This is a genomic window from Diaphorobacter sp. LI3, from assembly GCF_022807955.1.
Lineage (GTDB): Bacteria > Pseudomonadota > Gammaproteobacteria > Burkholderiales > Burkholderiaceae_C > Diaphorobacter > Diaphorobacter nitroreducens.
On sequence record NZ_CP094346.1, the window covers coordinates 1,831,474 to 1,844,904 of the forward strand.

General features: G+C 64.7%; 13 protein-coding genes and 6 tRNA genes. 16 read left to right on the top strand and 3 right to left on the bottom strand.

All coding sequences use genetic code 11. The features are described 5' to 3' along the window. Window positions 1-4 precede the first annotated feature (4 nt). The 11 genes from MRB47_RS08520 (at window position 5) to MRB47_RS08570 (ending at window position 5,994) form a co-directional block, all read left to right on the top strand. Window positions 5-493: a CvpA family protein gene (locus MRB47_RS08520; RefSeq protein ID WP_011805893.1), complete on the top strand. Its 489-nt coding sequence runs from the start codon at window positions 5-7 to the stop codon at window positions 491-493. A gap of 75 nt (window positions 494-568) precedes the next feature. Beyond that, complete coding sequence (purF, locus tag MRB47_RS08525; protein ID WP_252102440.1) at window positions 569-2,077, top strand: amidophosphoribosyltransferase; 1,509 nt, start codon at window positions 569-571, stop codon at window positions 2,075-2,077. Between the two features lie 130 nt (window positions 2,078-2,207). Next, window positions 2,208-3,422, top strand: a complete 1,215-nt coding sequence (locus tag MRB47_RS08530; RefSeq protein WP_252102441.1) for an O-succinylhomoserine sulfhydrylase — start codon at window positions 2,208-2,210, stop codon at window positions 3,420-3,422. Beyond that, a complete protein-coding gene (gene gltX, locus MRB47_RS08535; RefSeq protein ID WP_252102442.1) occupies window positions 3,419-4,828 on the top strand; it encodes a glutamate--tRNA ligase in 1,410 nt (469 codons plus the stop codon). Before MRB47_RS08530 ends, gltX begins: the two co-directional genes overlap by 4 nt. A 65-nt stretch (window positions 4,829-4,893) precedes the next feature. Next, window positions 4,894-4,969: transfer RNA gene (locus MRB47_RS08540), tRNA-Ala, on the top strand. A 32-nt stretch (window positions 4,970-5,001) separates the two neighbouring features. Next, window positions 5,002-5,077: transfer RNA gene (locus MRB47_RS08545), tRNA-Glu, on the top strand. A 46-nt stretch (window positions 5,078-5,123) separates the two neighbouring features. Then, window positions 5,124-5,200, top strand: a tRNA-Asp gene (locus tag MRB47_RS08550). A gap of 4 nt (window positions 5,201-5,204) precedes the next feature. Next, window positions 5,205-5,280: transfer RNA gene (locus MRB47_RS08555), tRNA-Ala, on the top strand. Between the two features lie 31 nt (window positions 5,281-5,311). Next, window positions 5,312-5,387, top strand: a tRNA-Glu gene (locus tag MRB47_RS08560). Window positions 5,388-5,444: 57 nt separating this feature from the next. Then, a tRNA-Asp gene (locus MRB47_RS08565) sits at window positions 5,445-5,521 on the top strand. Window positions 5,522-5,787: 266 nt separating this feature from the next. Continuing rightward, entirely contained in the window at window positions 5,788-5,994 is a 207-nt protein-coding gene (locus MRB47_RS08570) for a hypothetical protein (protein WP_103737993.1), read from the top strand. A 101-nt stretch (window positions 5,995-6,095) separates the two neighbouring features. On the opposite strand, the gene MRB47_RS08575 is transcribed toward MRB47_RS08570, so the two are convergent. From MRB47_RS08575 to MRB47_RS08585, 3 genes are all read right to left on the bottom strand, one after another. Beyond that, a complete protein-coding gene (locus tag MRB47_RS08575) occupies window positions 6,096-6,854 on the bottom strand; it encodes a 3-hydroxyacyl-CoA dehydrogenase (RefSeq protein WP_135148718.1) in 759 nt (252 codons plus the stop codon). Between the two features lie 113 nt (window positions 6,855-6,967). Further along, entirely contained in the window at window positions 6,968-8,017 is a 1,050-nt protein-coding gene (locus tag MRB47_RS08580; RefSeq protein ID WP_172207208.1) for an extracellular solute-binding protein, read from the bottom strand. Between the two features lie 183 nt (window positions 8,018-8,200). Then, entirely contained in the window at window positions 8,201-10,042 is a 1,842-nt protein-coding gene (locus MRB47_RS08585; RefSeq protein ID WP_252102443.1) for a glutamine--tRNA ligase/YqeY domain fusion protein, read from the bottom strand. A gap of 212 nt (window positions 10,043-10,254) precedes the next feature. Here MRB47_RS08585 and MRB47_RS08590 point away from each other — a divergent pair, with 212 nt between their 5' ends. The 5 genes from MRB47_RS08590 (at window position 10,255) to MRB47_RS08610 (ending at window position 13,406) form a co-directional block, all read left to right on the top strand. Then, window positions 10,255-10,608, top strand: a complete 354-nt coding sequence (locus MRB47_RS08590; RefSeq protein WP_011804882.1) for a hypothetical protein — start codon at window positions 10,255-10,257, stop codon at window positions 10,606-10,608. 83 nt (window positions 10,609-10,691) lie between these two features. Next, on the top strand, window positions 10,692-11,138 hold the full coding sequence (aroQ, locus tag MRB47_RS08595) for a type II 3-dehydroquinate dehydratase (protein ID WP_011804883.1): 447 nt from the start codon (window positions 10,692-10,694) through the stop codon (window positions 11,136-11,138). Further along, window positions 11,132-12,022 carry an alpha/beta fold hydrolase gene (locus MRB47_RS08600; protein WP_252102444.1) on the top strand — a complete coding sequence of 297 codons (891 nt, stop codon included), beginning with the start codon at window positions 11,132-11,134 and terminating at the stop codon, window positions 12,020-12,022. The genes aroQ and MRB47_RS08600 overlap by 7 nt, the downstream gene beginning before the upstream one ends. A gap of 9 nt (window positions 12,023-12,031) precedes the next feature. Further along, a complete protein-coding gene (gene arfB, locus MRB47_RS08605) occupies window positions 12,032-12,457 on the top strand; it encodes an alternative ribosome rescue aminoacyl-tRNA hydrolase ArfB (protein WP_252102445.1) in 426 nt (141 codons plus the stop codon). A 112-nt stretch (window positions 12,458-12,569) separates the two neighbouring features. After that, window positions 12,570-13,406 (top strand): DODA-type extradiol aromatic ring-opening family dioxygenase, encoded by an 837-nt coding sequence (locus MRB47_RS08610; protein WP_252102446.1) that lies wholly within the window; start codon window positions 12,570-12,572, stop codon window positions 13,404-13,406. The last annotated feature ends 25 nt before the right edge of the window (window positions 13,407-13,431 follow it).

Here is a 13,431-nt window from a genome sequence, read left to right on the forward strand (position 1 = left end):
GCGCATGGCGGCGCTGGACTGGATCTTCTTGGTGGTGCTGTGCGCGTCGCTGCTGATCGGTGCATGGCGCGGACTGGTGTTCGAGTTGCTGTCGCTGGCCGGCTGGGTGGTAGCGTTCTTTGCCGCGCAATGGTTTGCGGACGATATGGGCGCGCTGCTGCCCATGGGACAGGCGGATGCCACCTGGCGCCATGTGGCGGGCTTCGCGGTGGTGTTCGTCGGTGCGGTGTTTGCGTGTGGGCTGGTGGCGTGGCTGCTCAAGAAACTGGTCGAGGCGGTGGGCCTGCGGCCCGCGGACCGGGCGCTAGGGGCATTGTTTGGCGTGCTGCGCGGCCTGGTGCTGCTGCTGGCCGTGGTGCTGGTGGCCGGCTGGACGCCGATGCAGGATGCGCCGTGGTGGAAGGAATCGCAGGCCGCCCCCCTGTTGCAGGGGGCGCTCAAGGGGTTGAGGCCCGCGCTACCGGATGAACTGGGCCGCCATCTGCCTTCCTAGCGGGCCTGGCGGCGCGGCCGCGGTGAGTGATGTGTGATCGGCGGGAAACCCCGCCGCCAAAACTGGAACGAAACTATGTGTGGAATTGTCGGCGTGGTCAGCACGGCCCCCGTGAATCAGCTGATCTATGACGCCTTGCTGCTGCTGCAGCACCGGGGACAGGACGCCGCGGGCATCGTCACGCAGGAAGGGCGCAAGTTCTTCATGCACAAGGCCAAGGGCATGGTGCGCGACGTGTTTCGCACGCGCAACATGCGCGCACTGCCCGGCACCATCGGCCTGGGGCAGGTGCGCTATCCCACGGCGGGCAATGCCTCCAGCGAGGAGGAGGCCCAGCCGTTCTACGTGAACGCGCCGTTCGGCATCGTGATGGTGCACAACGGCAACCTCACCAACGCCAAGCAGCTGCGCGGCGAACTGGCCGACACCGACCACCGCCACACCAACACCGAGAGCGACTCCGAAGTGCTGCTCAACGTGCTGGCGCATGAGCTGGCGCGCGCCACCAGCGGCGCGCCGCTGCAGTCCGAGGACGTATTCAAGGCCGTGCGCGCGGTGCACAAGCGCGTCAAGGGCTCCTACGCCGTGATCGCGCTGATCGCCGGCTACGGCCTGCTGGCGTTCCGCGACCCGTTCGGCATCCGCCCGCTGTGCATGGGCCGCGGCGCGGACGGCACCGTGATGCTGGCGAGCGAGTCCGTGGCGCTGGAGGGCACGACCCAGGTGCTGGACCGTGACGTCGCGCCCGGCGAGGCCGTGTTCGTGCACACCGACGGCCGCGTGGAAATCCAGCAGTGCGCGGAGAACCCGCACCTCAACCCCTGCGTGTTCGAGTACGTGTATTTGGCGCGTCCCGACTCGGTGATGGACGGCATCTCGGTCTACCAGGCGCGGCTGAACATGGGCGAGACGCTGGCCAAGCGCGTGATCTCCACCGTGCCTCCCAGCGAGATCGACGCCATCATCCCCATCCCCGAATCCAGCCGCCCCAGCGCCATGCAGCTCGCGCAGCTGCTGGGCATTCCGTACCGCGAGGGCTTCGTCAAGAACCGCTACGTGGGCCGCACCTTCATCATGCCGGGGCAGGGCGTGCGCAAGAAGTCGGTGCGCCAGAAGCTCAACGCTATCGGCAGCGAGTTCAAGGGCCGCAAGGTGCTGCTGGTAGACGACTCCATCGTGCGCGGCACCACCTCCAAGGAGATCGTGCAGATGGCGCGCGACGCCGGCGCGGTGAAGGTCTACCTGGCTTCTGCCGCGCCGCCGGTGCGCCACCCCAATGTCTATGGCATCGACATGCCCACGCGCTCCGAGCTGGTCGCGCACGGCCGCACGGTGGAGGAGATCCGCCAGTTGATCGGCGCCGATGCACTGATTTACCAAGACGTCGAGGCCATGAAGCAGGCCGTGGGCAAGATCAACCGCAAGGTGGAGGGGTTCGAGGCCTCGTGCTTCGACGGCGTGTACATCACCGGCGACATCTCCGACGAGGAAGTGACGGCGCTCAACGAGGGCCGCAACCGGGGTGGTGAAGAGGAGCAGGAAGACACCTCCCGGCTGTCCCTGCCCAACGCCCAGGAGGCGTGAGTACACTCGCGCTCATCAAAAAGATGAGCGCCTTGCGCTTGTTTGTACTTGGTTTCAAGGTAAAAAATGCCTGAAGTCCAGGTGTAGCAAGCGCTACCAGCTCCTAATTTTTAGAACAAGGACCGCCACCGTGACCGATCAACTCCTGCCCGAGGGGCTGCGCCCCGAGACCCTCGCCGTTCGCGAGGCCGTCGCGCGCAGCCAGTGGGGCGAGCACAGCGAGGCGCTGTACATGACCAGCAGCTTCGTGCAGAGCGACTGCGAAAGCGCCGCACGCCGCTTCGCCAACGAAGAGCCGGGCTACACCTACACCCGCACCGCCAACCCCACGGTCAGCAGTTTCGAGCGCCGCCTGGCGGCCATGGAGGGCACGGAATGCGCGGTGGCCACCAGCACCGGCATGTCGGCCATCCTGCTGATGGCGCTTACCGTGCTCAAGAGCGGCGACCACGTGGTGGCCTCGCAGTCCATGTTCGGCTCCACGCTCAAGCTGCTCGGGTCGGAGATGGCGCGCTTCGGCGTAGAGACGACCTTTGTCTCGCAGACCGACCTGCAGTCGTGGGAGGCGGCCATCCGCCCGAACACCCGCTTGCTGTTTGCCGAGACACCGACCAACCCGCTGGGAGACCTGTGCGATATCGCCGCACTGGCGCAGATCGCGCATGCGCGCGGCCTGCTGTTGGCGGTGGACAACAGCTTCTGCTCGCCCGCGCTGCAGCGCCCGGCGCAATTGGGCGCTGACCTGGTGGTCTACTCGGGCACCAAACTGCTGGACGGCCAGGGCCGCGTGATGGCGGGCGCCGTGTGCGGCACCACCGCGCTGGTGGACAAGGTCATGGGCACCTTCATGCGCAGCGCGGGGCTGAACCTGTCGCCGTTCAACGCATGGGTGGTGCTCAAGGGGCTGGAGACGCTGTCGCTGCGCGTGCGCGCGCAAAGCGCTGCGGCTTTGGAACTGGCGACCTGGCTGGCCACACATCCCAAGGTGGCGCGCGTGCACTATTCGGGCCTGGCCAGCCATCCGCAGCATGCATTGGCCATGCGTCAGCAGGGCGGCATGGGCGGCCCGGTGCTGGCGTTCGACGTGGTGGGACAAGGCGCGGCGCAGTTGCGCGCGAATGCCTTCCACGTCATCGACAGCACGCGCGTGTGCTCCATCACCGCCAACCTGGGCGACGTGAAGACCACCATCACCCATCCGGCCAGCACCTCGCACGGGCGCCTCACGGAAGAGCAGCGCCAGGCGGCCGGCATCGGCCAGGGGCTGATCCGCGTCTCCGTAGGCCTGGAACATATCGACGACCTGAAGACCGACCTCTGCCGAGGCCTGGACACCCTGCCATGACACAACAACAAGTACGCACCCGTTTCGCCCCGTCGCCCACGGGCTTCATCCACCTGGGCAACATCCGCTCCGCGCTCTATCCCTGGGCCTTCGCGCGTGCCAACGACGGCGTGTTCATCCTGCGCATTGAGGACACTGATCTGGAGCGTTCCACCCAGGCCTCGGTCGACGTCATCCTGGAGGGCATGTCCTGGCTGCAGCTCGACCATGACGAGGGCCCGTACTACCAGATGCAGCGCATGGAGCGCTACAAGGAAGTCCTGGCCCAACTGCAGGCTGCAGGCCATGTCTATCCCTGCTACATGAGCGTGGAAGAGCTCGATGCCTTGCGTGAACGCCAGATGGCCGCGAAGGAAAAGCCCCGCTATGACGGCACTTGGCGCCCCGAACCCGGCAAGGTGCTGCCGCCCGTGCCGGAAGGCGTGAAGCCTGTGCTGCGCTTCAAGACGCCCCAGAACGGCGTAGTCGGCTGGGACGACAAGTGCAAGGGTCGCATCGAGTTTCAGAACAGCGAGCTGGACGACCTGGTCATCGCGCGCCCGGACGGCACGCCCACCTACAACTTCTGCGTTTGCGTGGACGACATGGACATGCGCATCACCCACGTGATTCGCGGCGACGACCATGTGAACAACACACCACGCCAGATCCACATCTTCGAGGCCCTGGGTGCCACTGTGCCTGTGTTTGCCCACCTGCCCACCGTGCTCAACGAGCAGGGTGAGAAGATGAGCAAGCGCAACGGTGCCAAGGCCGTGACGCAGTACCGCGACGAGGGCTACCTGCCCGACGCCATGGTCAACTACCTGGCGCGCCTGGGCTGGAGCCATGGCGATGACGAGATCTTCAGCCGCGCGCAATTCCTGGAATGGTTCAACTTGGATCACCTGGGCCGCAGCGCCGGCCAGTTCGACGAGGCCAAGTTGCGCTGGGTGAACGCACAGCATCTCAAGGCCATGGAAGATGCACAGTTGGCAGCACTCGTCCGGCCCTTCGTCGTGCAGGCGGGTATTCCAGAGGCGCAGTTGGATGCTGATGATCGCTTACCGCGCATCTGCGCGCTGTTCAAAGACCGCTGCGAAACGCTGGTGGACCTGGCACGCTGGGCGCGCGTGTTCTATGTGGACGCCATCGAGCCCGATGCAGACGACTTCGCGAAGCACGTGACTGAGACCGCCGCACCGGCGCTCGACGCCTTTGCCGCCGCCATGGAAACCGTGGCGTGGAACAAGGATGCGATCAACGCTGCGATCAAGGATCTCCTCAAGCAGTTGGGTTTGAAGATGCCACAACTCGCCATGCCCGTGCGGGTGCTGACCATGGGTACCGCGCATACGCCGTCGGTGGATGCCGTGCTCGAACTGCTGGGGCGCGAAAAAATCCTCGCGCGATTGAAAAGTCGTTAAAAACCTGTCTATAATTCAAGGCTCAGGTGATGACGACAGTTAAGAAATTAAATGTCGAAGTCAAAGGGGGTATAGCTCAGCTGGGAGAGCGCTTGCATGGCATGCAAGAGGTCAGCGGTTCGATCCCGCTTACCTCCACCACCTGATGATTTGAACGGAAGTTCTTAGGTTTTGACCCTATCGTCTAGAGGCCTAGGACATCACCCTTTCACGGTGAGTACCGGGGTTCGAATCCCCGTAGGGTCGCCAAGTTTGGCTGCACTTGATTCGCAAGAATGCAAGCAGCTACCGACGCGGAGTGGTAGTTCAGTCGGTTAGAATACCGGCCTGTCACGCCGGGGGTCGCGGGTTCGAGTCCCGTCCACTCCGCCATCTTGGGGGTATAGCTCAGCTGGGAGAGCGCTTGCATGGCATGCAAGAGGTCAGCGGTTCGATCCCGCTTACCTCCACCAAGATTTGTTGGTTTGCAAGTTTCTAGGTTTTGACCCTATCGTCTAGAGGCCTAGGACATCACCCTTTCACGGTGAGTACCGGGGTTCGAATCCCCGTAGGGTCGCCAAGTTTTGTGGCACTTGGCTCGGTTGCATTAGCAGCAGGGCAAAAGTCACACCGACGCGGAGTGGTAGTTCAGTCGGTTAGAATACCGGCCTGTCACGCCGGGGGTCGCGGGTTCGAGTCCCGTCCACTCCGCCAATATCAAAAAAGCCGCTGCAAAATTATTTGCAGCGGCTTTTTTTCTGTGTTTTCAGAATTTATTGCGACAGCCAAGCAGCTATGCGGATATAGGGCGTCGCTCCGCGACGTGGCTGAATGTTTATGGCTCCCTTCCCGGCATGCCCCATTGGGCTACTGAGAATCTGTCCATTCGCATCAATAAAAGCGCTAAATCCGACGTTGTTACGTACTAGCGGTTTTTGTGCTTCGGCCGCGCGCACGCCGCTTCGCCAGGACACACGCCCGTGATCGTGCAGCCCGATGATGATGGGCGCCGCGCGATCCTGAACCATGAACTGGACAAGGAGCGCGACGCCTTGCGGCGCCTGCAGGCGCAGGAGGGGGCGGGCGGTGCGGATGCGCAGCTGGCGGTGAACCGCCACCAGAGCAACATCCGCGCCTTGGAGGCTGAACTGCAGCGCTTGCCTGCGTCCGTGCGCCGCCAGCCCTAACCGCAGTTACTCACCGACTGCGTCCGCATTGGTTTCGTTAAGAAAATATACGAAATCGGGCTCGAACCCAATACAGACAAGCGCAAGGCGCTATCAAAAAATCACTTCGGTGCAAGGCGGATCGCGCCATCCAGACGAATCACTTCGCCATTGAGCATGTCGTTCTCGAAGATGTGGCGCACCAGCTTGGCGTAATCCTGCGGGGTGCCGAGGCGGCTGGGGAAGGGGACGCCGGCGGCCAGCGCGTCCTGTACCTCCTGGGGCATGCCGAACAGCATGGGGGTGCCGAAGATGCCGGGGGCAATGGTCATGTTGCGGATGCCGTTGCGTGCCAGGTCGCGGGCGATGGGCAGTGTCATGCCCACGATTCCGCCCTTGGAAGCAGAGTACGCCGCCTGCCCGATCTGGCCGTCATAGGCCGCCACGCTGGCGGTGGAGATCATCACCCCGCGCTCGCCGGTGGCTTCGGGTTCGTTCTTGCACATGGCCTCTGCGGCCAGGCGGATCATGTTGAAGCTGCCGATCAGGTTCACCGTGATGGTCTTGCTGAACGAAGTCAGCGCGTGCGCGCCGTTCTTGCCAACGGTTTTTTCCGCAGGGGCGATGCCGGCGCAGTTCACCAGGCCCATGAGCTTGCCCATCGATACCGCTGCGGCCACCACGGCTTGGCCATCGGCCTCGCTGCTCACGTCGCAGCGCACGAAGCGCCCGCCGATCTCGCGCGCGACGGCTTCACCCTTGTCGGCCTGCATGTCGGCAATCACCACCAAGCCGCCCGCTGAGGCCAGCATGCGTGCCGTGCCTTCACCCAGGCCTGACGCGCCGCCGGTGACGATGAACACCTTGCCCTTGATTTCCATGGTCCGTCTCCAAAGTTACGTTAACGTAAACGTTAATTATCACCGAGCGATCCGGCACTCCCTAGAAAAGCAACAGCCCGGCAGGGCCGGGCTGTGCGCAAGGGGCAGAGGGCTTACCGGAAACCGACGCGGTCCAGCATCTGCTGCACCTTGACGGTGTTGGCGCCGACCGCGCCAATGGGGATGGTTTCACTCTTGAACGGTTGGCCGCCCGTCATGGCCTTGAGGGCCGGGTTGCCCGGATCCACGCCTTTGGCGGCGGGCCATTCGTTGTTGCCGTTGGCAAAGTAGTTCTGAGCCTCAGGGCTGGCCAGGTATTCCAGGAACTTGATGGCGTTGGCCTGGTTCTTGGTGTGGCGGGCCACTGCGCCGCCTGCGATGTTCATGTGCGTGCCCCACGATTGCTGGTTGGGGAACACCACCGCCACCTTGTCCACCACGGCCTTGTCTTCGGGCTTGTCCGAGCGCATCAGGCGGGCGAGGTAATAGCTGTTGGTCACGGCGATATCGCATTCGCCGGCTGCGACGGCCTTGATTTGATCGGTGTCGCCCCCCTTGGGCGCGCGGGCGAGGTTGTTCACCACGCCCTTGAGCCATGCTTCGGCTTTCTGTTCGCCCACGTGTTCCATCACGGCGCCGAACAGGCTCAGGTTGTAGGGGTGCGAGCCGGAACGGATGCAGACCTTGCCTTTGTTTTTGGGGTCGCCCAACTCTTCGTAGGTGTCCACATCGTCCTTGTTGACCTTGGTCTTGTTGTAGACAACCACACGCGCCCGCGTGGACAGGCCAAACCAGGGAATACCACCGTCGGCGACCGGTGTTGCGCGCAGGTTCGCGGGAATGGCGTCCTCCAGCACCTTCGAGCGCACGGGCAGGAACAGGCCGTCGGCCTCGCCACGGTAGAGGCGGGCGGCGTCCACCAGTAGGATCACGTCGGCAGGGGATGCGGCTCCTTCTGCCTTGAGACGGGCCATGATCCCGGCATCATCAGAATCCACACGATTGATCTTGATGCCCGTGGCCTTGGTAAAGCCGCTGTACAGCGCTTCATCGGTGGCGTAGTGGCGGGCGGAATACAGGTTGACCACCTGGTCCTGCGCACTTGCGGCGCCTGCAGCGGCCAGAACACATGCAACAACCAAGGATTTCATAGGCATGGACATGAGGCTCAAGTCTTTCTCGGCAATAAGGTGGTGGGATGATAAAGCAAACGAGAATCGTTATTAAAAATCCATCTTTGCGCCGGGAGAATTTCCGTCGTGCACCCTCAGTAATGCGCAGGCGTTCGGTTTGAGACCAAAAAAATGCCCGCGGACGCGGGCATTTGCTTGTCGAGCAGCGGCTGGCTATTTCGCCCAACTGTCCTTCAGTCCGGTGATCTTGTTGAACACCGGTCGGCTAGCGCTGTGGTCCACCCGGTCGGCCACGAAGTAACCGAAGCGCTCGAACTGGAACTTATCGTCGGGCTGGGCGGCCGCCAGTGATGGCTCCACATAGGCAGTCACCACCTTCAGGCTGTCGGGATTGAGCAGGGCCAGAAAGTCTTTACCACCCGCGTCGGGTTGGGCGTCGGTGAACAGGCGGTCGTAGAGGCGCACCTCGGCCTGCACGCCGTCCTGCACCCCCACCCAGGTGATGGCGGCTTTTACCTTCACGCTATCGGCGCCGGGCGTGCCGCTCTTGGTGTCGGACACCACGGTGGCGAGCACGCGGGTGACGTGGCCGCCCGCATCTTTCTCGCAGCCGGTGCATTCGATGACGTAGCCGCCCTTCAGTCGCACGGTGTTGCCCGGGAGCATTTGCCCGTCCGCCCCGAGCCGGGGAGGATAAAGACGCTTATAGCCCTTGGGTGGCACTTCGGCGAAGTCTTCGCGTTCGATCCAGACCTCGCGGCCCAGGGTGAAGTGGCGCTCGGGAACAGCCTGGCCTTCGTGCGCGTGGGGCAGGGCGGGTAGGCTGCAGGCCTCGACGTGGCCGTCGCTGCCGAAGACTTCGGCCCAGTTGGTCAGCGTGAGCGGGAGCGGGTCGAGCACGGCCATGGCGCGGTGGGCTTTGGATTCCAGGTCCTCGCGCAGGCAGCCCTCCAGCGTGCCGTAGTCGATCCAGCTGTAGTCCTTGGTCACGCCAATGCGCTCGCAGAACATCTGGATGGAGGCCGGCGTATAGCCGCGCCGGCGCAGGCCCACAATGGTGGGCATGCGCGGATCGTCCCAGCCGCTCACGATGCCGCTGTCCACCAGGTGCTTGAGCTTGCGCTTGCTGGTGATGACGTAGGTGAGGTTCAGGCGCGCGAACTCGTACTGGCGCGGCTGAGGGCGGGCGATCAGGCCGCCTTCCCCCAGGCGGTCCAACAGCCAGTCGTAGAAGGGGCGCTGGTCTTCGAACTCCAGCGTACAGATGCTGTGGGTGATGCACTCCAGCGCATCCTCGATCGGGTGCGCGAAGGTGTACATGGGGTAGATGCACCACTGGTTGCCGGTGTTGTGGTGCTCGGCGTGCTTGATGCGGTAGATGGCCGGGTCGCGCAGGTTGATGTTGGGGTGCCCCATGTCGATCCTGGCGCGCAGTACGGCGGCGCCGTCGGGGAGCTTGCCGTCACGCATCTCGCGAAAGCGCGCCAGGTTCTCCGCAGGGGTGCGGTTGCGATAGGGGCTGTCCACCCCGGGCTTGCCGAAGTCGCCGCGGTTGGCGCGCATCTCTTCGGGCGTTTGCTCGTCCACGTAGGCGTTGCCGGTCTCGATCAGGTACTCGGCCGCGCGGTACATGAAGCCAAAGTAATTGCTGGCGTAGTACAGGTTCTCGTGGCCGTCGGGGTCTTTCCAGTCGAAGCCCAGCCAGCGCACGGAATCGATGATGCTGTCTACGTACTCCTGATCTTCCTTCTCGGGGTTGGTGTCGTCAAAGCGCAGGTGGCACACGCCGCCGTAGTCGCGCGCCAGGCTGAAATTCAGGCAGATGCTCTTGGCATGGCCCACGTGCAAGTAGCCGTTGGGTTCGGGCGGAAAGCGCGTGCGGATCTTGGCAGGGTCAACCGCTGCGGCGGCGTGGTGGGCTGCGTCGCCTGGGCTGCCCGCCCAGTGTTTTTGGGCATGCACACCGTGCGACAGGTCGGATTCGATGATCTGGCGCAGGAAGTTGCTGGGTTTTGCGGCTTCCGCAGAAGTGTCGTGATGGACGGGGGTGCTCATGCGGGGGATTTTAGGCGGCATAGATGCGTACTACCGGCGCGAGCGCTTGTTGAGCGGCCGCTGCGGTTACGCATGGAAACGGTGCGGGGTACGTTCGGAAACAACCTGAACATCTGTTCATGCCATCCTTTCACGGTGCTGGCGCGTTAGACGTCCAAACGCCTTGTGTTCAAGCGCCCGGGTGCCGCGACACCCCTACATAGGAGATTTTCATGATCCAACATCGCTCTTGGTTTGCCGCCGCCGCCTCGGCCGGTGTGGCGCTGGCCCTGTTGGTGGGCACAGGCACCGCCCAGGCACGTAGCGACGTGTACTGGTCTGTCGGCGTGGGCGTGCCCGGCGCCGTCGTGGGGGTGGGCAACGCCGCTCCTGTGTATTACTCGCCTCCACCCGTGTATTACGCCCCGCCGCCCGTGGTGTACGCACCGCCCGTATACAGGGCTCCTCGCCCGGTCTATTACGCGCCACCTGTGGTCGTGGCACCGCCCGTGGGGTACTACCGCGGATACGGGCACGGGTACCGCCACGGCCATCGGCACCATCGCGGCCATCGCGATTGGCGCTGACACGGACACGCCAGTCGGAGTGCTGGCCGCGATAATGCGCATTCGCGGGTCCGTTGCGGCGGGTAGAACCGCGCTAGCACTCCATGACGAAAACCGTTTACGTTCTCAACGGCCCCAATCTCAACCTGCTGGGCACGCGCGAGCCGCAGGTGTATGGCTCCCAGACTCTGGCGGATGTCGAGCAGCTCTGCACGGCCGCATGTGCACGCCACGGGTTGGCGCTGGTATTTCGCCAGAGCAACCATGAAGGCGCTCTGGTGGACTGGATCCACGAGGCCGGCCGGCTGCATGCGGCGGGCCAATTGGCCGGCGTCGTGCTCAATGCTGCCGCCTACACCCATACCAGCGTGGCACTCCTGGATGCCGTGAAGGGCACGGGAGTGCCCGTGGTAGAGCTGCACATCAGCAACGTGCATGCGCGCGAGAGCTTTCGCCACCACTCCTATCTGGCCGGCGCGGCCCGCGCGGTGATGTGCGGGTTTGGGGTGCAGGGCTACGCCCTTGCCATTGATGGGCTGGCCCAATGGTGAAGGCGCCATCGCTCGCCACGCTGCCCCTGCCTCCTGAAGTCACCGCGTTGCAGCAACGCGCACGGCGCGAGTCCACCCCCTGCGGTACCGGCGACATCGTCTGGCATGTCTGGGGGGCATCCCAGGAGGGTGTGCTGCCTCTGGTACTGCTGCATGGCGGCAGCGGCAGCTGGACGCATTGGGTGCGCAACATCCACGATCTGGAGGACAGTGGTCGCGAGGTCTGGGTCCCCGATCTGCCAGGATTCGGAGATTCGGCCGCACCACCCGCGGGGGGCGATGCGGACGCCCTGGTGGAGCCGCTGGCCGAAGGCCTGCGCACGCTTTTCGGGCCACGGCCGTGTGACCTGGTGGGATTTTCCTTCGGTGGTTTGACGGCGGGCCTGCTGCTCGCGGCCCACCCCGAACTGGCCCGCCAACTCGTGCTGGTGGGGGCCCCGGCGATGGGGGTGGTTCCCCAACGACAATTCGAGCTCAAGGCCTGGCGCCACCTGCCGCAGGAGGGGCAGATTGCGGCGCACCGCTACAACCTGGCGGCGCTGATGCTCCAGGACACTTCGCTCATCGACGGTTTGGGCGGCCTGGCGTTGAACACGCACGTGGCCAATGTGGTGCGCGACCGCATGCCCCGCCGCCGCCTGGCGCACACCGATGCGTTGGCGCGCGCTCTGCCGCTGGTGCCTTGCCCCGTGCATGCGATCTATGGCCGCAGCGACGCTCTGTACAAGGAGTGGATTGGTGCATTGGAGGGGGCGTACGCGGCGGCGGCTCCGGACTTTCGCGGCATGGCGCTGATCGAGGAAGCCGGCCACTGGGTGCAGTTTGAGCGTCCGCAGCGCTTCCTGCAGGCGCTGGACGACGCCCTGCACGCCGGGGCCGCCTGACGGACGGGCATGGCCTCCGGCAATCCTTCTTCCGGCGTGCGCGTGGACCCGGCCGAGGTCGAACTTACTGCCATGCGCGCCCAGGGGGCGGGCGGGCAGAACGTGAACAAGGTGTCCAGCGCCGTGCACCTGCGCTTCGACATCGCGGCCTCTTCATTGCCTGAAGATGTGAAACAGCGCCTGCTGGCCCTGCGCGACAGCCGCATCACCCAGCAGGGGGTATTGGTCATCAAGGCCCAGCAATACCGCACCCAGGAGGCCAACCGCCTGGATGCGTTGGCGCGCCTGCAGGCGCTGGTGGACAGCGTGGCGCGGCCGCCGCGCGTGCGACGTGCCACGCGGCCCACGCTGGGATCGCAGCAGCGGCGGCTGGAGGCCAAAAGCCGGCGCGGAGGTGTCAAGGCATTGCGCGGGCGGCCCCATCTGGGGGAGTGACGCTGCTTCACATCGCATTGGTGCGATGGATGGGACGCTGTGATGGGGTCTATGGCGCTTGGCATCAAGCATGTCGCTCCCACATGATTGCAACCTGGACTGAGGTTTTGCCATGAACACCCCCCATACCCCTTCTGTCACCTCTTCGACGACCGCTGCCGCGCTGCCCGTGCTGTTCGTCTCGCACGGCGCGCCGCTGTTTGCGCTGGAGCCCGGCAGTACCGGCCCGGCGCTCACCCGCTGGGGCGCTGAACTGAAGGCGCAGTACCCCCGCTTGCGCGGCGTGGTCATCATGTCGCCGCACTGGGTGGCGCGCGGCGCCACCGTCATGACCGGGGCGCAGCCCGAGACCTGGCACGACTTCGGCGGTTTTCCTCGTCCGCTCTATGCGCTCCAGTACCCGGCTGCCGGAGCACCCGCCCTGGCGCAGGAGGTGTTGGCCCTGCTGGAGCAGGCTGGCATCGACGCGCGAGGCGACGCGGCACGCCCCTTTGACCATGGCGCCTGGGTGCCGCTGATGCATCTGTTCCCGCAGGCCGACGTGCCCGTGGTGCAGGTCGCGCTGCCCGTGGGTGCCGGTCCGGCAGAGGTGTATGCGATGGGTGCGGCGCTGCGCGGCCTGCGCGAGCAGGGCGTGCTAGTCGTGGGCTCTGGCAGCATGACGCACAACCTGGCCGAGTTTTTTGGCGGCGCCGACCAGCCCGCATCCTATGTGGTGGAATTCAGCCGCTGGATCGAGGCGCAGCTGCAGCAGGGCGACACCGCAGCCCTGTTGGACTACCGCGCCCGTGCGCCGCATGCCCGGCGTGCGCATCCCACGGAAGACCACTTCCTGCCCATCTTCTTTGCGCTGGGCGCTGGCGGCGAAGGCGCCGAGGCGCACTATCTGAGCCGCGAAGTCATGTATGGCATGCTGGCCATGGACGCCTTCGCGCTGCAGGCTGCCTGACACTTCCCCCATCACGACGTTGCCC